The sequence below is a fragment of the Sulfuriflexus sp. genome, from assembly GCF_032250955.1.
Taxonomy (GTDB): Bacteria; Pseudomonadota; Gammaproteobacteria; order AKS1; family AKS1; genus Sulfuriflexus.
In genome coordinates this window covers 1-19,191 of sequence record NZ_JAVVES010000025.1, presented here as the reverse complement: position 1 = coordinate 19,191, position 19,191 = coordinate 1, and the positions used below count along the sequence as shown (strand labels likewise).

Sequence of the window (19,191 nt, the reverse complement as noted above, 5' to 3'; positions counted from 1 at the left end):
CATGAATACCCGCGCCCGGGAAGCATCAACACATTCGACTTTCATTGAGCCGGTTGATGGCTTCCCGGATCTGCTGGCCTTGCACGAGGCCAACCCACAGCGTTACCCCTATCTGCTCGAAAGCGTCGCCCACGGGAACACGCAAACGCGTTATGACATCCTCTTTGCCTTTCCGGGCGAATCGCTGGTGCTCGATGCCCAAATGCAGTTACATGCCGGGCAGCGTACGCCTGAAGGCAATGATTTCCTCGCAAATCTTGATGCCTGGTGGCAGGAAGAACGGCAAGCGCCGACGCCTGAACCGGAACTGCCGTTCCGCGGTGGCTGGTTTGTATTTCTCGCCTACGAACTGGCCGGGCAAATCGAACCGGTACTTGCTTTACCAGAGGGGGAAACGCTGTTGCCGACCGCCTTTGCAACCCGGATCCCGTTGGCGGTGATCCGGGATCATATAACTAACCGTTGCTGGCTGGTCGGGGAGCACACTCACCAGGCCAGGGCCGGGCTGATACAGGCCGACATTACCGGGCTGCCCCTGGTTAATGCAAAAACGCGTCCCGTACAGTGCTCACTGGAGGAGGAAAGTGGCGAGGCCTATCTCGAGGCTGTCGAAAAGATCCGTGAATACATCATCGCGGGTGACGTGTTCCAGGTTAACCTGTCAAGAAGCTGGCACGGGGTGCTGGAAGAGGATACCAGCGATGCCGATCTGTATCGTGCCTTGCGCAGGAATAACCCGGCGCCATTTGCCGGCCTGGTGAACTTTAACGGCAGCAGCATTATCAGTTCCTCACCGGAACGACTCGTGAAGGTACATGGCCGGCAGGTTGAGACCCGGCCGATTGCCGGCACCCGCCCGCGCGATGAGGCCATGGCCGCCGACCGCGAACTCTCTGCCGAACTGCTGGCTCATCCGAAGGAACGCGCCGAGCACATTATGCTCATTGACCTGGAGCGTAACGACCTTGGACGCGTTTGTGTGCCGGGCACGGTCGAGGTCAATGAACTCATGGTCCTGGAGTCTTATACGCATGTGCATCATATCGTCTCCAATGTGCGCGGCCAGCTGCGCGACGAGGTGACCCCCGGACAGGTCATTGCCGCCACCTTTCCCGGCGGCACCATCACCGGTTGCCCGAAAGTACGTTGTATGCAAATCATCGCCGAACTCGAACACAGCCCGCGAGAGGCTTATACTGGCTCCATGGGTTACCTGAATCTCGATGGCGACATGGATCTGAACATCCTCATCCGTAGCATGATCCGGCGTGACCAGCGGCTTAGCCTGCGGGCCGGTGCCGGTATTGTCGCCGACTCTGTTGCCGCGGCCGAGCTGGATGAGACACGGGCCAAGGCCCGCGGCCTGTTACGGGCACTGGGCCTGGGGGAAGCCGGATGATGCTCATTAACGGCGTTGTCGGCCATGAATTGCCGGCCACGGATCGCGCTGTTCATTATGGTGACGGGGTCTTTGAGACCATTGCGGTTTTTAACGGACAACCACGGGGCTGGCACCGGCACATGCAACGACTGGTTGTCGGTTGCGCGAAGCTGGGTATCTCCCAGCCGGATACCGGGCAGCTCGCGAGCGAGGCCCGGCAATTATATAAAGACTATGGCGAAGGACAGGCACGTCTCGTGCTGAAGCTCATCATCAGTCGTGGCAGCGGCGGGCGCGGCTATCGACCGGCAGCAGGGGTAGCACCGACGCGCATCGTCGCCCTGTACCCGTGGCCGGAACATGCTTATGACTGGTACAAGGTCGGCATCCGACTGCATGTGTGTGAGACACGACTGGCCTGCAACCCGGCCCTGGCCGGAATCAAGCACCTGAACCGCCTGGAAAACATTCTTGCCAGCAGTGAGTGGCAGGACAAGGATATTGACGAAGGCCTCATGTGTAATATGCAGGGTGAGGTGATCGCGGGCACAATGAGCAATGTCTTCGCCGTTATCGACGGCAGCCTGCATACGCCGTCGCTGGGGCAGTGCGGCATTACCGGTACGATGCGTGCCCGTGTTATTGAGGCGGGGGTTGAACTGGGTATCAGAATAAATGAACGAGCTATCCAGCTCGAGGAATTGTACGAGGCGGATGAATTATTTGTGTGTAACAGTATCCTGAGTATCGTCGCTGTACGGCAATTAGGTGAACACCACTATGCCGTACCCGGCGTCGTGACGCAGCGGCTTGCCGCCATCACGCGTGAGCGGGAATAGGGGCAGTCAGGTGCGATCTCTTCTGCGAAAGTTTCTCGGTTTTTCGATCATTATCGTCAGCTTTTTGCTTGGCTGGCAGTTATGGGAATACGATGTCTATCAAGAGGTGCCGCTCAATGTCCCGGCACAGGGCCAACGTATCGACATTCTTCCCGGAACGCCGTTTAAAGTCATCACCCGTTCCCTGGCCGAAAAAGGTGTTATCAACAAGCCCCATTTACTTGAATGGCGCGCGCGCCTGCAGGGCAAGGCTGGCAAGATCCAGGCTGGTGAATATCATATTGCGCCCGGCACGCTTCCGGCCGAGTTTCTCGACATGCTGGTGGCCGGCAAGGTCGTGCAATACAGTTTCACACTCGTTGAAGGCTGGAGTGTTCAGCAGGTACTGATGGCCTTGAAGCAAAATGCCAACCTTACTCAGACACTGGCGGGTATTGATGCCCGGCAACTTATGCCGGCGCTCGAACTGGAACAGGCGCATGCCGAAGGCTGGTTTTTCCCCGACACATACCACTTCGTGCGCGGTACGACAGACAAGGCCCTGTTGCAACGCGCCTATGCAAGCATGCGCAGGCAACTCGATGAACAATGGCAGCAACGTGAAAAGGGATTGCCGTATAACAATTCCTATGAGGCCTTGATCATGGCCTCGATTATCGAGAAGGAAACCGGTGTGCCGGAAGAAAGGCAGGAGATCGCCGGCGTATTTGTGCGCCGTCTGCAAAAAGGCATGCGCCTGCAAACTGACCCCACGGTCATCTATGGTATGGGCGAGGCCTATGATGGCAACATTCGTCGTAAGGACCTGCGCACGGACACGTCTTATAATACATACACACGAAACGGCCTGCCGCCGACGCCCATCGCCATGCCAGGCCTCGCTGCCATACACGCTGCCCTGCATCCGGCCGCCGGCGACAGCCTGTACTTTGTCGCCACGGGCGGCGGCAAACACGTGTTTTCCGCAACGCTGGAAGAACATAATGCAGCCGTCATCAAGTACCAGTTAAATGGCAATCGCCGCAAGTTTTCATCCAACCCGGACAAACATAACAAGGCCAAACCATGAACGGTCGTTTTATCACCATTGAAGGCACGGAAGGCGTCGGCAAAACGACCAATATTGGTTTTATTCATTCGCTTCTCGAACAGGCCAGTCACGAAGTCGTGTTGACACGCGAGCCCGGCGGCACCCCGATAGGCGAAGATATCCGTGAGCTGTTACTCGGCCACAAGCATGATGGCATGAGTGATGATACCGAGCTGTTGCTTATGTTTGCCGCCCGTGCCGAGCACCTCGACAAGGTGATTAGACCGGCCCTCGAGGCGGGCAAGGATGTACTCTGCGATCGCTTCACCGATGCGACTTATGCCTACCAGGGCGGCGGGCGCGGGATTGATATCGCCCATATCGCGGTGCTGGAAAACTGGGTGCAGGGCGAGTTACGTCCCGATCTGACCTTGCTGCTCGATGTGCCCGTGGCCATCGGCCTGGCGCGGGCCGGCAAGCGGAGCGCGCCGGACCGGTTTGAAAAAGAACAACACGAATTTTTTGAACGGGTCCGTGACATGTATCTGCAACGCGCCCGGACCGAACCACAACGTTATCGCATTATTGATGCCAGCCAGCCACTGGATGCGGTACAGTCACAGATACGTTCCGCTCTGCAAACTGATTTACAGAATAAGTGAAATGAGTTATCTACCCTGGCAAGCCCACATGTGGCAACAACTGCAACAACGTCGCCATGCCGGCCGTCTGCCGCATGCCTTGTTGCTGAGTGGACCGGCCGGTACCGGCAAGCTCCGCTTTGCAACGGCCTTTGCCGAGAGCCTGCTGTGTTCAACCCCGGGTGATGACGGCAGTGCCTGCGGGCATTGCAAGGCCTGCGAACTGGTCACCGCCGGTAGCCACCCGGACTGGACCACGATCGCACCGGAAGAGGCGGGCAAGGCGATCAAGGTGGACCAGATCCGCAGCCTGGCCGATTTTACCTCGCTGCATGCCCATTATGGCGGCTCCAAGGTGGTGACCCTGCAACCGGTCGAACAGATGAACCATGCCGCGGCCAACAGCCTGCTGAAGACCCTCGAAGAGCCGAGCGCCAATACCGTGTTATTGCTCGTCACTGCGAATCCGCAACGGCTTTTACCGACTATCCGTAGCCGCTGCCAGGTGCTCCACTTCGAGTGCCCACCGCGAGCCGAGGCATTGGCGTGGCTAACGACGCAACTGGCCGGACGGGATGGGGAGCGCCTGCTGGAAATCGCCGCCGGTGCCCCGGTAATGGCGCTGGAACTGGCCGATTCTGACCTGTTAGCAGTTTTTGACGAGAATTTTGCCAGTATCGAGGCCCTCCTGGGCCGCTGGCAAGACCCGTTACAGGTCGCCAGCCAGTGGCACAAGCAGGATGGATTGCGAACCTTGCACTGGTTTAGTGGCTGGGTCACCGATATGATTCGTCTGGCCAGTACCGACGCGCCGCCGCACCTGGACTATCTCGGCCTGCGAGACCGTTTGCAAGCGCTGGCAAAAGAACTAGAATTAAGTACGTTACACCGGTTTCTTGAGCAACTGAATGAAGCCAGGCGGTTGCTGGCAACCAGCCAGGTTAACTCGCAACTGCTGTTTGAGGAATTACTCGTGCGTTGGTCGGCCTTGCCGCGACGTTGAAAGCGACATTAACGAACAGGTAGGAATACATGGCAGCACCCAAAATGCCAGGACGCCAGGGCATACTCTCACTCACCATCAAGGACAAGAGTGCGCTTTACGCGGCCTACATGCCATTCATCAAAAACGGTGGCTTGTTTATCCCCACCAACAAAAGCTATGCGCTCGGCGACGAGGTGTTCATGCTGCTGACCCTCATGGAAGAAACCGAGAAGATTCCGGTGGCCGGCAAGATCGTCTGGATCACGCCGAAGGGCGCACAGGGTGCACGTGCTGCCGGGGTCGGTGTGCAATTCAGTGACCTGGATAATGGCGCGGCGCGCAACAAGATCGAAACTTATCTTGCCGGTGCCCTGCAATCGGATCGTGCGACGCACACGATGTAATCATTAGACCTAATCCGTTTTACTCAAGGCGTGCCCGGTGACCCCGGTACACGCCTTGTTTTTTCATGACAGGAAGCAAAGACATGACCGCCGTACTCGTTGACTCACATTGCCATATCGATCTCATGGATTATGAGAAGCTGGGTGGTGATCCGAAGCAGGCCGTGGCGATGGCAGAGGCAAACGGGGTGGGGCATATGTTATGTGTCTCAGTGAACCTTGAACAGTACCCGGCCATGCGCGAAACGGTTAAAGACATGCCGAATGTATTTGTTTCCGTCGGTGTACATCCGAATGAAACGGAAGGCCGAGACCCGAGTGTTGAAGAATTAGTGGAGTTGGCCGCCGATGATAAAGTGGTAGCTATCGGTGAAACCGGCCTGGATTATTTCCGCAGTGAAGGTGACCTCGAGTGGCAGCGGGAGCGTTTTCGCAGGCATATAGCAGCAGCAAAGCAATCCGGCAAACCGCTTATCATCCACAGCCGCGAGGCGCGTGACGACACCATAAGGCTTATGCGTGAAGAACATGCCGAAGAGATCGGCGGCGTCATGCATTGTTTTGCCGAAGACTGGGAGATGGCGGAACAGGCCATGGCGCTGGGCTTTTATATTTCCTTCTCCGGCATCGTGACCTTCAAGAGCGCCACAACCCTGCAGGATGTAGCGCGGCGCACGCCCCTTGAGCGCATGCTGGTCGAGACCGATTCACCCTGGCTGGCACCGGTACCTTACCGCGGCAAGACCAATCAGCCAGCCTATGTTAAGTATGTTGCGGAGTATATTGCGACACTACGTGGCGACAGTTTTGAGAATATCGCCCGCGCCAGTACGGAGAATTTCTTTACCCTGTTCAATGCTGCCAAAACCTAGGCTTTAGTCTTTGCGCAGGCGCACAAACTCAATGGCATCCTGAACCGCCTCCTCAATCGCCCTCTCCATATGCACACGTTCCGCTGAAGATATATAAAAGGCCATATCGACCTGGTGACGAATGTAGCGGGGCGGCAGACTGTTCAGGGCCACACAGGCAATATCGGTGAGCGTGTCAGGGTCGTCACGGTAGACGTCGCCCACTTCCGCCGTTAGCCGTTCAAAAACCGGTTTCTCGTAATAATTGGTAATGGCTTCGAAACTCATAGCGTATTCCTCCATGCAGGTTTATCGGCAGCAGACGCTATTAGCTAAACCGTTTTTGACAGGCTGTTAGAGGAGGGCCTTAAGGATGGAGACGGCCTTATCGAGATTGTGGTGCGAGGTATAAAAGTGCGGCGAAAAGCGAATGCCACCACCCCGCAGGGCACAGATCACGCCTTTGGCCATTAATTGGCCGTGCAGGGCGTTGATATCGGCTGTTGGAGGATAAAATGTGACGATCCCGGCGTGCCTTCCGGGTAGCTCGGGGGTAATGTTTCGCATATCCGGGATCTGTTTCAGTTGCCCGATCAGGTATGCAGTATTGTCCAGGACGCGCGCGGCGACCTCGTCAATGCCGATTTCAAGCAACAGGGACAAGCTGGCGTGCAAGGCATGGACGCCAAGCATATTCGGGCTGCCGCACTCAAAACGTCGCGCAGAAGCGGCCTCCTGCCAGTCCTGGCTATCAAAGGCAAACATATCTTCAACCATGTGCCAGCCAAATTCATGGTTTTTCAGTTGCTTACGCGCGCTTTCTCGACTGTAAAACACCCCCAGACCCTCGGGGGCGAGTAGCCACTTGTGGCCATCGGCCATGACAAAGTCGGCCTGGAGCGTCTCAACATCCATCGACAAGGCCCCGAGGCTCTGGATGGCATCGATGCAAAAGAGGGTATTATGCCGCTTGCAGGCCTTGCCCAATTGCGCCAGATCCAGGCTCAAGCCAGTGCCGTACTGCACCGAACTTACCGATAAAATACGCGTATTGTCGTCAATTGCAGCGATAATAGCTTCTTCAGGGCTGTTTTCCGGGTCGATGTCAATTTTGCGGATTTCCACCCCGTAGCGCGTCAGTGACTCCCAGACGATACGATTAGACGGGAATTCGATAGCCGGAAAGACGACATTATCGCCAACTTGCCAGTCAAGGCCGTGGGCAACCATGGAGAGCGCTTCAGAGGTGTTTTTCACCAGGGCGATATCATCGACAGAGGTAGCATTCAGCAAGCTGACAAGCTGTGTCCGTAAGCCAGCCTCGGTTTCCAGCCACCGGGGGTAATATCGGGCACCATGATGCAGGTTTTCAGCCGTGAACTGCTTGATGGCATCTGCAGTACGCTGCGGCCAGGGGCCAACAGCCGCATGGTTCAAATAAACCAGACTATCATCAAGCGGGAATTCCTTGTCGAATTTACAATTCATTTTCTGGCACTATTGGCCGCGGCTTTATCGGTCTTGCAGGAGATCCCAGGCAAATCATATTTGCAGGCATATCTTTCGTGACTACGCTACCAGCGCCAATAATGGCACCATCAGCCAGGGTCACACCGGGTAATATAGTAACATTTGCCCCAAGCCAGCAATTTTTGCCAATTGTAACGGGTTTGCTCTCAGTGCCACCAATAGCATTATTGTCACCAGATACAGTAATAGTGTGATTTGCTGTCACGATGGTGCAATTAGCCGCGATGAGAGTCCCGGAACCGATCTTTATAGGCGCCTGAGCCTGCATAACACAATTTACGTGAATACTGACGCCGTCTCCGATTGTAATCTTGCGCGGGCGGGATGCTTTAAATCCATGCTTAATAGCAACATTCTCACCCACATGCATCATTTTACGCACGTGACTGATTCGCATATTCTCTAGTAAAAATAGCATCTTATAGATTATCTTGATTAACATGGCGTGCTTTAAGAATGTTGTTATGAGCGTGTTAGAGAAGTATACACAGGTTTTCCTCTGCCCATACCATACTTCGCATAATGTATATTATGTTAAGTTGTCTATTTAATATCATTAAGCAGTCATTTACCCCTTCTGATATTGATTTAGTTCTTGCGGGTAAATGCGAGGATTCGCCCGCGACCCTGCTCAGCCAGCAAGAGCCTGCCTCCGGCATCAAAGGAAATACCCTGCGGGTTATGCAGATGGCGGGCAATTGTCGTCAGGCGATTATTGCTGTAATGCATCAGGCGACCGGAATTGGTTTTGTCCTCGGTTATCCAGAGTTCGTCAGCCAGGCCACAAATAACCACCCCGGGCTTGTGCAGGCCGTTAATTAATATGCTTTTCTTGCCATTGTCCAGGAGCAGAATACGCCCGGTTGCCTTCTCCGCAATATAGATACGCCCCGAAATACTGGTGCAGACACCCTCAGCCTTGTTCAAGCCCGCCAGGAGAGTAGTTACCGAACCGCTCTTGCTTACGCTTAGCAGACTGCCGGGGTTGCGATCTTCAACGACCAGTAAATCCCCGTCACTTTCCATAGCAATGCCTTCGGCTGACTGAAGTATGGCCAGGTTGACAACCTGCTGATTGGAAGGGGTAAAGCGAATCAGGCGGCCTTTGCCAGCCTCCTCGGAAATAATAAGGTCATCACCATCGACAATCATGCCATCGGGCTTATCGAGGCCCCCGAGCACTTGTGTATGAATGCCATCATGCAACAAACGCAGCTCACCCTGCCCTGTCTTTTCTTCAAGCAGCGCGTAAATATGGCCCTTGGCATCGGTTTGTACAGCAGAGATATTCGGCAGGTCACTGGCGATCTCGGTGTACTGCCAGGCGGCATCCACGGAGACCGGCATCGTCACATAGTAAAATGTAGCGGCGGTCAGCAAGGCAACAATGATGACTGTACCCAGCAACAGGTTCCTGAACCTGGCACGGTAACGAGGGAAAAAGGCAGTTGCCAGCATCAATTACTGCCGTGACGGGTAAAGGCTGCCAGATCGTGCATGATGGAGACTAGCGTATCCTGTTTATCAACAAAGAAATTCTCCGCATCCGTAACAGGAAGGTCGTCGTGTGTTGTTACGGCGTTCCTGATAAAGCCGGCCGATTTCAGCGGCACTACAGCCTTGTAAGCCTGGCCGATATAGCCAATATTATTCCAGTCAGAGACAACAGAAAATTCACGACTGACATCACCGAATAAATTATTCCCCAGAGAGAAATCGGCAGGCGGGTTGGTGACGCCAAGATGCGGCAACAGTGTTGCCGGAATGTCCACATGGCTGGTCATCTTGTTGATGACGCCAGACCCTGTGCCAGGCACCCATAGAACCAGTGGCACCCTGATTTGTTCTTCAGAAAACTGGGAACCGTGTCCCCAGCGCCCTTTTTCCATGAACTCTTCACCATGATCACCGGTGATAAGAATCAGGGTATTCTCGGCAAGTTTTTCCCTTTCCACATAATCAAGCACGCGGGCGATCTGGCTATCAAGGTGATGGACGGAATTGATATAGCGGTTCTTGATAAGGGGCATTTTTTCGGCATTGATGGAGGTCGCGTAATTGAAATCATTAATGTAGTCGGTGCGGATAATGCTTTCTTCAGGAAAATAATACCGTGAGTGCGGCGACTCAAAAAACATGAAGGTCATAAAGGGACGCGCCGAATCACGGGCATCAATAAAGTCGATAAGTTTACCGACATTCACCTGGTCACTTTGCCAGCCAGTTTTTGCCGGTGCCTCGTGAAGATGCTTGGTGGCTATTTTTGAAAAGATTGTCTTGTCGAACTCAGGGTAAGTGAATACGGCACTTGTGTACATTTCGTACTGGTAATCCTGCTGCTGAATGATATCCATGAATACCGGACTACGCTGCGCCTCAAGAAAAGAAAACCAGTATGCGCCATGCAAGCCGTAAAACATGGAAAACATGCCCATGCGGGTCATGTTCGAACCACTGTAATGGTTGGTAAAACGGTGCGATTTCTCTGCAAACGCCCAGGTGGCGGGCATTATCTCCGGTGTCAGCATATCGGCACGCAACGATTCTGCGACCAGCCAGATAATGTTCAGGGGTTTGTCCCTTTTTTCTACCTCAAGTGGCACCTGTGGGTAGGCCAGTCGCGAAGCCTTGACCTGCAGCTTCTTCAGCTGACTGCGTTTGACATCGACGCCGAGTTTTTTTGCCCATGATCTGAATGTCATCGGCAGATAAAATGGAAAGGCATTTGAGGCAGCCAGAACCGGGCCATGCCCCTGGATCGAACTTACTCCATAGGTGACTCGTTCACCTAGCGTGGCAAGAATGAATATCGCCAGGATATAGCGGTATATTTTTATTCGTTGTGCTTGGTTGCTGGCAGGCTTCTTCGCATGTAAACGTAATATTAGCCATAACAAGGCAGATTGAAGCACAAAGAAACCAAGAACAATCACACCGTAGCTGATGGCTGACGAATCACTTCCCCCCATCGAGTCAATACCGCCGGGGGTTGTAACAAGATTCCAGACAAATCCGTTCAGGTGGAATCCGAATATTTTATAAATAGAGAAGTCTGCGTACAGCATCACCAGCGTCACGCTCGTCATGAGGACGGCAACAGCATAGACCACTTTCCGCAGCAAGCCTGCCCTGCCCGGCATCCATTTATAAAGCTGCACGCCGAGTTTGCTCAGAAGCAGCGCCGGCAGTAAATAAATAAACCCGTAGGTCAAAAACACCGTTATGGCGAATAACCCACTACGCAAATCAAGAATATCGATACTCTGCAGATTTGCGGAAAGCACTGCCAGCACGACGAAATACGTGACAAAGAAATAGTGACTAACGAGCCTGGAGAGGGTTCCTGGGAGCATGTCTTTACGAGCCTGAATTTGATCTAATTTATTGTAATTATTGCAAAAAGAAAATAAGGAATAGATAGGAGTCCGCGCACTATCGGCAACGTCTCCATCCATTTGCGGAGCTATTTTAGCGCGTCTACCTGAAGGCAATATTAAGATGGATAAGCAATATCATTGGCCACGGCATGCGGCCTGTACTGAACAGGATACGGGAACGGAGGAGAACAGCCGAAACCGGCTAAATCCGGCTAGCCTGCAGGTCCACGAATACGCTTTCCCGGTACTTTATCCGCTGGCTCTGCCATGTATCTATTTTATTCTTCATGGCGATTACAACGCGAGGCCCATAAATGTGTCAGGAGGCAGCAGGACGGCCAGCAACCTGGCCCACAACCGGAAAATAGCGCTTATAGTTAATTCAGCGATGTTTTTTCTGGTAGTGCGACATCAAGATATTTGAGTAACTCACCGTTAGCATTCAATATCCGAAATGCTGCAAAAAGATTATCGTAGTCGGCATCTACATAAGATTGTCTGGCCTGAAATAATTCATTTTCTGCATTAAGCAAATCGAGCAAGGTGCGCTGACCAATATTGAATTGCTTTTGATAAGCATCGCGTGTACGAGTTGTTGCGTCTACGTGATTTCTCAAGTAACCCAACTGTTGTTGTGTAGTCTGGTATGCATTCCAGGACAAGCGCATGGTTTCGACTACCTGACGATAAGTGCGATTACGAACTTCTTTAGCTTCGTTAATCAAATGTGCAGTCTGGCGCTTACGTGCTGCATCACCACCACCATTAAATATGTTATAACGCATGCGGATCATTGCCTGAGCGTCATCATTAGTGCCTAACTGTCCATCCAGATTATTATTCGCGCTTTGTGACAATTCCAGGTGGAAGTGAGGAAAGAATGTGTTACCGGCAGCCTTTCGTTGAGCTATTGAGGCCTCTACATCGGCACGCGCGGACTTCAAGGTTGGATGCTTCTCAACGGCTTTGTTAATAGCTTCTTCACGAGTAACAGGCAGCAATGCTGCTGCTGGCTTCCCAGGTTTAACGAGTTGTTGTGCTGGCGAGTCACCGACAATTCGTATATAGGTAGTTAATGCATCATCGTAATGGCTTTGTGCGGCAATTACATTGGAATTTGCCAGCGCCAGGCGGCCGCTGATTTGTTCGAGATCTGCCCTGCGCCCTACTCCTGCATCGCTGCGAACCTTGATTTGATCATAGGTGCGTTGATGAGCCTGCAGATTCTGCTCGGCCAGTTTGAGTAGTTCATCATTACGCAGTAAATTTAAATAGGCATCAGTGGTATCAAGCGCTGTGTTTTCGGCAGTGCCGTGTAAGGTATAGGCGGTTGAAGAAACACGAGCTTGCTGCCTTTCCACTTCACTTTCCGTAGCGAAGCCATCAAACAGCATTTGCCTGGCATTGATAGACGCTTCTTTACGCGTGAGGGTTACTGATTCACTACCTTGTGCACGCGTTGATGAATTATTGCTTCGTTCGGTGCCTATTCCTGCATTCAGGTCCAGTGTTGGATAGTAACCGGATTTGGCACGGTCAACCTCTTCCTTACGTGACTTGTGCTCATTAACCTGTATCAAGATATCAGGGTTTAAAAGAATGGTCTTTTTGACTACTTCATTAAGCGTTACACCATCTACGGCATCCACCGAGGCAAGATCGGCCGCTATAGCCGCTTGTCCAGAGCCTACAAATAAGCCGGGAATAAGCAGCAAAGGTAAAATGTATTTATAGGTGACTAAATTAGTCAAGTTCATTGTTTTTATACTGGCCATATCCATAAAACCCAATCTCCTTACCTATTCTTGTAATTGAAGAGGCAGGCAATTTTAGCAGACTAATCAATAGCCTATTGCCATCCATGCAGACAAGATTGGACCTAAAGCCAGTTATTTGCCTGCGTTTTGGCATGTTTACGGGTGTTATCCCCCACCCAGGTATTACCGGCACCCCAGCCAGTAATAAAATATAAAATTAGCCCCAGCCCAGTGGGACCGAGGCTAATTTTGAGTATTATACCCACTTACAGAACTGTAACCAAGCCCGTCGCATAATCCGCCACTAAATAGTAATCAGCACTCCATTATCCAGTAACTGCTGCAAAGTCACGGTATTATCGATACCGGTTGATGCTGAGCTGCCCATTGCGGTCTCATTGTGCAGAATGGCAATCGACGAGTATGTTGTACCAGTGCCCGACGTGTCGATACCGATGGTAACATCACCAGTCCCGGCATCATGACTGACATCAATGTACTGGCTGAGCGTTGCGATATCACTAGCATCACCTGCTCCGCTATAACCAGCACTTGTCAGAATATCAGAGATATCGAGCGCATCCCCCTCTGTACCCGCGCTGAGGCCACCAGTGATATTATCGAAGCCATATACTGTATCTACCCCTGAACCCACATCGGCGAAGTTAAACACAATCTTGCTATGCGAAGCCGAGTCATCAACGATGATGTCATTGCCTAAACCACCTGTCAGGATATTGTTACCGCTTCCACCGCTAAGGATGTCGTCACCCTCCTTACCTTCAAGTCGGTCATCCCCCGTTCCACCATCCAGGGTATCATCAGCAACCGTACCCAGGATGATGTCATCTCCGTCACCACCATCAACGACGACACCAATAACATCAGTGATCGCCGTCGACGTTGCAGCTGTGCTGCCATCAGCGCCGTCAGAAACATATGTAACAGTCTCTGTGCTACCGTCACTATAGTCTACTGTGAAGGTTACACCGCTATCTGAATAAGCAGCACCATCGTCTCCTGTAATCGTACCACCAGCATTCAGGCTGTCGGTGTCGACATTGAAGGTAAAGCCGCTACCAACACCAAAACTGCCATCTGCAAAGCTGACCGTCAGTGTTGAACTGTTATTACCATTAACATCCGGGCTGAAAGTAATATCAGTAGCATTAAGACCTGTCGTAGTCACCAGGGCTGGGCCACCGCCACCAGATAGGCCATCCATGTCAAATACCGCATTACCATCAGAACCCGCCCGGAGATTAATAGTAATACTTGCTACAGTTACCCCTGCAACGCCACTCAAGTAATTAAAGGCGAGCTGGCCAGGTGATTGCGGGATAAACGTATTCCCCGGTGCAACAGTACCGTTTACAACAGCTGTGCCGAGTGGTGCCCCCGGTGAGGTCCTGCCAATGACCAAGTCTGCACCTGTTGTGCCCGTAATGCTGCCAGAGTCGACAATGACATTCGTCGTTTCAACGGTGAATGTGGCTGATTCAGAAACCCTGTCGCCATCGTTATCAACAAGAACATAATTAAAGATCGTGCCGCCATCACCGGCTTCTACATTTAATGGCGCAACAAAGGTATAGGCTCCTGTTGAAAAGTTAACTGATAAAACACCATCATCATTATCTGTGATAGTGACCGTGCTAGTAGCCGCATCGAATGTAGAGCTATCGCCACCTTGATCAGAAGATGTAAGAGTATTTGTTGCATTATTGTAGGTATAGGTAGAACCCGCATTAGTGCTCAATGATTCCAGGTAACCATCATCAGCACCGAAGACAATGCCTTCTACTAATGATCCACTTAAGAAGCCTGTCGCCGTGGTATCGATAATGGTGCCGGACAGAACAGCATCAAGGTCGGCAAAATCAGTAACAAGTACACCGTCCGTATCCCGAAGCCCCTGACCGTCATAGGCGACCGGATCAAGTTCATCAGCTGATGTTATGCCGGTGCCTATGCCAAGTGCATAAGAATTGATCTCCTCAGCCGCCAGGAAGTCTATCCAGGCGCTCTCCGTAGCAGGGTCAATTTCCGGGCTGGGGTTACCATTCTCTTCGGGAACACCATCCGAAAGGAAGTACGACACATTCTGTGCCCCATCAATTCTAACATCCGTAGCTGAATTACCCGCATATGTACTCTGCATTTCGTTTAACGCAGTTTCATAGTCTGTCCAACCATTCGCCGACAACGTATCAAGCACAGCATTAGCCTCGGTGATCGTCATCCAGACGTTGCCATCAGTGTTATGTGTCGTGGCACCGCTTGAAAACGTAACCAGCTGAACCTTGACAACCCCAAGAGCTTCATACTGATCCAGTAGTTGTCTGATCGAGTCAATCGCAGCCTCAAGCCGGGAATCGTTAGAGCCGTCGCCGTCGACGTCGATCCCGGATGAATTACTCATGCTTCCGGATACGTCGAGTATGATAGATACGTTGGAGTCTAGTGTATTAAAGGTATCCATTACTGGACCCGTTACCGGCGAGTCATCTTCAATGTTAATTACAATCGCTGAAGATGCTGTGGTTGTTATTCCTGCCGATGTTGCACTGATACCAAAGTTCAAACCAAGCAGCCCTTCCTGATTAGCATCGTCTACGTGATCAAACGGTGCTAACAGGTTAAAGGTATAGTCGCCGGCAAGGTCAATCGACAATGTCGCAACGGTTGTTCCGTTGGCCGTTGCCGTCAACATCGAGGTACCAGAACCTGTCCAGTTCACGGCAAATCCACCCGACGTGAAGGCTCCATCAGCTGGTGCGGTAAGTACAACTGAAGTAATCGTGTCACCGTCTGGATCAACAATAGATACAGTGCCTGTGGCCACTGTTGCATCTGTGGTATCCGTGGTGGGATCAGGGTCACCGAGCACCCCTGCCGTATCAATGACACCGTCAACAAGCCCTTCTTCAGACACATTCGAACTTGCAGTGCCAACATTAATCGGTGAACCACTGAATACCTGTACAGCAACTGTATCCGCGACAACTGCGAGGTTGTTTCCTGCACTGCCCCCCGTTGTCAGGTCAACAGGATCTTCTATCGATACACCGTAAAATGGCAGGTCATAATTATCCAGGCTTGGTGCGAGTGGATCGTCATCAGCCGGAGCCTGGAGGAAGACATTAACCATTGCCTCACCCGTGGCTGTGTCAATCACCGTATCCGCATCAAACACGAAGTAATCACCTGCTGGCACACCGAACTGGTTGCCTGCTGCGAGTGTTGTTACTGAACTATTTACCAGCGTGAAGCCAGGCTGCACCTCAAGCAGTATAAAGTGTGATTCAGAACCATCGGTGTAATCACCAAACGTCGCGTTGAGACTGACCGAGAACTGGTCACCTGCTGCTACTCTGCTACCACCATCCGGCAAGATCACGAGATTTTCGAAACCATCAGCGGTCACATCACTGACATTGAGTGATGTTTCGATACGAACCTCACCAGTAACCGGGTCAATCGAGAAGACTTCACCCGTCACCCGGTCTGTTGTCCAGAGCAGGCCATTCTGACCATAGGCCAGCGAGGCCGTGGCAGACGACAGTGTAACCGGGTCACCCGTAGAGTCTAGGAACTCAGTCAGCACTGGTGATATCGATGTATCTTCGCTGATATTGCTCACGATATAAACCTGATTAACTGATCCGACATTTGCAATGGCGTAGAATGTATCGTTTTCTGTGTTGTAGGCAAGGCTATTTAACACGGCACCGCCGCTGGTTGTACCCAGGGATACTGCCTCGGTATTACCATCACCGTTCAGGTCGTTGATATCGACAAGGAACAGTTCGCTATTACCACCATCCTTCGTGAACGTATAGATATAACCATTCGCGAAAGTAGAACCCATATTTGCCGTTGTATCGAAGGACTGGATCTCTGTACCGAGCCCCGTCATTGGGTCGATCTGGACAATCACGCGCGCACCACCGGTATTGGCAAAGCCGTACAGGAAACCGTCCTGGTCGTTATAGGCAAGCGACTCGATATCGTAATTCTGACCGCCGACCGGGTCGAGCAGACCAATCTTCACGATAGCACCTGTGTTCAGATCAATCTGATAGAGAACAGTTTCCGTGGTGACCTTGTCACCGGCAACAGAGTAGGCGAAGCCATTCGTCACAATCGTCGCACCCGTTACCGTGGCCGGGTCGGCTACAGCATCGACAGAGATCGTGCCATTTGCTGAGGTTGAGGCAGTACCATCGGTGATCGTATAGCTAAAGCCCACTTCACCACTGCTATCTGGCGTTGGGATAAACTCGATACCCGTGACAAAACCATTGATGTCAGTGGTTGTATTGAGCGTGCCCTGTGTCATGTCAGTCAAACTGATCGATGTGATATTGATCGCATCACCATCAATATCAAAGTCATTTGCCAGCAATGTCGCAGGATCGATCGTCAACGTTGTATCTTCGAGCGCTGACAACGCTGCCGAAAGCACAGGATTGCTGTAATGGTCATCAACGGCAACTGGCGGATCATTAAGACCATTAACAGTGAACGAGACCGTGGCCGTATCAAAGTTTCCATTACCATCAGAAATCGTATACGTGATGGTTTCGTTCGCCGACTCACCTACCTGCATACCATTATAAGTAGATGATGTCGTTGGGTCGTAATTGTAACTACCATCCGCATTGACCGTGAGGCTTGCACCACTGGTCAAAACAATAGCCGCACCCACATTAGCAGCAGCACCATTGACCGAGGTCACTGTCAGTATATCGCCATCGGCATCACTGTCTGGTACACCACCTGTCATGTCAGTAATGACATTGCCAGAGATGGCTGTATCCTCGTCCGTAATGTACATATCATCAATGGCCACAGGTGCAGCATCATTGTCGAGGATGGTTGTCGTGACGCTATTCGCAGCACCATCTATGACCAGCGACTCAAACGAACCATCTGTATCTACTACCGAGGAAATAGTTACGATGACGGTCTCATCGCCTTCAGCCAGGCCATCATCAATGGTTGGCAGGCTGAAGGTTGCTGATGAATTACCACCAGTAATCACAACACTGCCCTGACCCGTGTAGTCGGTACCATCGGTCGCCGTACCTGTGTAAGTAAAGTTGATGGTTACCGAGTTGCCAACAGGTACCGTATTATCCAGAGAAATGGTGTAATCACTGGTTATATCACCTTCATTAACCGTGCTCGGTCCAGACAGACTAACCGTTACGGTATCTTCAGGCCCTGGCGGATTATCACTACCCACCTGGTCGGTTATTGTCGTGGTGACGGCATTGGCAGCCGGGTTGGCCGCGATAGCTTCGAAGTTCGTGTCGGTAATCGCACCTATCGTCACCGTGAATGATTCCGCGTCTTCGGCTAGCGCATCATCAATACTGGCGATGCTAAAGGTCTGGCTGTTGGTGCCGGCGGCAATCACAGCCGAACCAACACCTGTAAAGTCGGTGCCATTAATGGCCACACCGCTGTAAGTGAAATTCACCGTGATGGGGGTTGTGACATTAGCCGCCAGCTGGTCGACACTGACCGTGTAATCAGTTGTGGTCTCGCCTTCGACGACATCCGAAGGACCAGCAATCGAGATAAGTGCGGTGTCTTCCACACCCGGCGGTGTGTCCGTACCTGTCTGATCGGTAATCGTCGTGGTCACGGCGTTGTTCGTCGCATGCGCTTCGATCGCCTCGAAATTCGTGTCGGTAATGGTACCAATCGTCACCGTGAACGATTCAGTGCCTTCGGCCAAGGCATCATCGATCGTCGCAAGACTGAACGTGCTCGAGTTCGTACCAGCAGCAATAACAACACTGGCCAGGCCAGTGAAGTCGGTGCCATCGAGTGCCACACCGCTGTAGGTTAGGTTGACAGTAATTGGCGTGACAACATTGGCAGCGAGTTGATCCACACTGACCGTGTAGTCGGTTGTGGTCTCGCCTTCGACAACGTTTGCCGGTCCAGAGATAGACACCAATGCCGTCTCGGCGTCAGTCTCGGTACCCGGTACGGTGTTATCAGCGATCGTCGTGGTGACCGAGTCGGCTGCGCCATCAATAGCGACAGCCTCAAACGAACCCGCGTTATCAACGACAGAATCAATCGTGACCACAATGGTCTCGCCGTTATCGGCGAGCAGATCATCAATGGTGGCCAGGTTAAAGGTGGTACTGCTCGCCCCGGCGGCAATGGTGACACTGCCCTGGCTCGTGTAATCACTGCCGTCAGTGGCCGTACCCGTGTAGGTGAAGTTCACGGTAACACTGCCGCCGGCCGGGACGGTGTTGTCCAGTGAGACGGTGTAGTCGGTGGTGCTGTCACCTTCGTTGACATTAGCCGGACCAATTAAGCTCACAAAGGCGGTGTCTTCCACACCCGGCGGGGTGTCGGTACCAGTCT

The 19,191-nt window shown here is 52.3% G+C and carries 14 protein-coding genes; 7 read left to right on the top strand and 7 right to left on the bottom strand.

What is annotated here, in order from left to right:
* Position 1: 1 nt before the first annotated feature.
* The 7 genes from RQ738_RS06435 to RQ738_RS06405 all read left to right on the top strand — a co-directional run bounded on the left by RQ738_RS06435 (position 2) and on the right by RQ738_RS06405 (position 6,152).
* Positions 2 to 1,399, top strand: a complete 1,398-nt coding sequence (locus RQ738_RS06435; RefSeq protein ID WP_314162946.1) for an aminodeoxychorismate synthase component I — start codon at positions 2 to 4, stop codon at positions 1,397 to 1,399.
* Positions 1,396 to 2,220: an aminodeoxychorismate lyase gene (pabC, locus tag RQ738_RS06430; protein WP_314162942.1), complete on the top strand. Its 825-nt coding sequence runs from the start codon at positions 1,396 to 1,398 to the stop codon at positions 2,218 to 2,220. The genes RQ738_RS06435 and pabC overlap by 4 nt, the downstream gene beginning before the upstream one ends.
* Before the next feature lie 10 nt (positions 2,221 to 2,230).
* Positions 2,231 to 3,289 (top strand): endolytic transglycosylase MltG, encoded by a 1,059-nt coding sequence (gene mltG / locus RQ738_RS06425; RefSeq protein WP_314162936.1) that lies wholly within the window; start codon positions 2,231 to 2,233, stop codon positions 3,287 to 3,289.
* On the top strand, positions 3,286 to 3,912 hold the full coding sequence (tmk, locus tag RQ738_RS06420; RefSeq protein ID WP_314162933.1) for a dTMP kinase: 627 nt from the start codon (positions 3,286 to 3,288) through the stop codon (positions 3,910 to 3,912). Before mltG ends, tmk begins: the two co-directional genes overlap by 4 nt.
* 1 nt (position 3,913) lies before the next feature.
* On the top strand, positions 3,914 to 4,894 hold the full coding sequence (locus RQ738_RS06415; RefSeq protein ID WP_314162932.1) for a DNA polymerase III subunit delta': 981 nt from the start codon (positions 3,914 to 3,916) through the stop codon (positions 4,892 to 4,894).
* 29 nt (positions 4,895 to 4,923) lie between these two features.
* The gene (locus RQ738_RS06410; RefSeq protein WP_314162931.1) at positions 4,924 to 5,280 is read left to right on the top strand and encodes a PilZ domain-containing protein; all 357 of its coding nucleotides are present in this window, start codon (positions 4,924 to 4,926) and stop codon (positions 5,278 to 5,280) included.
* Between the two features lie 83 nt (positions 5,281 to 5,363).
* Positions 5,364 to 6,152 carry a TatD family hydrolase gene (locus RQ738_RS06405; RefSeq protein ID WP_314162930.1) on the top strand — a complete coding sequence of 263 codons (789 nt, stop codon included), beginning with the start codon at positions 5,364 to 5,366 and terminating at the stop codon, positions 6,150 to 6,152.
* A 3-nt stretch (positions 6,153 to 6,155) separates the two neighbouring features.
* Here RQ738_RS06405 and RQ738_RS06400 read toward each other — a convergent pair whose 3' ends face one another.
* From RQ738_RS06400 to RQ738_RS06370, 7 genes are all read right to left on the bottom strand, one after another.
* Positions 6,156 to 6,419, bottom strand: a complete 264-nt coding sequence (locus tag RQ738_RS06400; protein WP_314162929.1) for a late competence development ComFB family protein — start codon at positions 6,417 to 6,419, stop codon at positions 6,156 to 6,158.
* Positions 6,420 to 6,485: 66 nt separating this feature from the next.
* Entirely contained in the window at positions 6,486 to 7,619 is a 1,134-nt protein-coding gene (locus RQ738_RS06395) for an aminotransferase class V-fold PLP-dependent enzyme (protein WP_314162928.1), read from the bottom strand.
* Positions 7,609 to 8,103 (bottom strand): DapH/DapD/GlmU-related protein, encoded by a 495-nt coding sequence (locus tag RQ738_RS06390; protein WP_314162927.1) that lies wholly within the window; start codon positions 8,101 to 8,103, stop codon positions 7,609 to 7,611. The genes RQ738_RS06395 and RQ738_RS06390 overlap by 11 nt, the downstream gene beginning before the upstream one ends.
* Before the next feature lie 146 nt (positions 8,104 to 8,249).
* Entirely contained in the window at positions 8,250 to 9,119 is an 870-nt protein-coding gene (locus tag RQ738_RS06385; protein ID WP_314162926.1) for a hypothetical protein, read from the bottom strand.
* Positions 9,119 to 11,152 (bottom strand): DUF3413 domain-containing protein, encoded by a 2,034-nt coding sequence (locus tag RQ738_RS06380; protein ID WP_314162921.1) that lies wholly within the window; start codon positions 11,150 to 11,152, stop codon positions 9,119 to 9,121. Before RQ738_RS06380 ends, RQ738_RS06385 begins: the two co-directional genes overlap by 1 nt.
* Positions 11,153 to 11,415: 263 nt before the next feature.
* A complete protein-coding gene (locus tag RQ738_RS06375) occupies positions 11,416 to 12,819 on the bottom strand; it encodes a TolC family outer membrane protein (protein ID WP_314162915.1) in 1,404 nt (467 codons plus the stop codon).
* 280 nt (positions 12,820 to 13,099) lie between these two features.
* A complete protein-coding gene (locus RQ738_RS06370) occupies positions 13,100 to 19,165 on the bottom strand; it encodes an Ig-like domain-containing protein (protein ID WP_314162909.1) in 6,066 nt (2,021 codons plus the stop codon).
* Between the last annotated feature and the right edge of the window lie 26 nt (positions 19,166 to 19,191).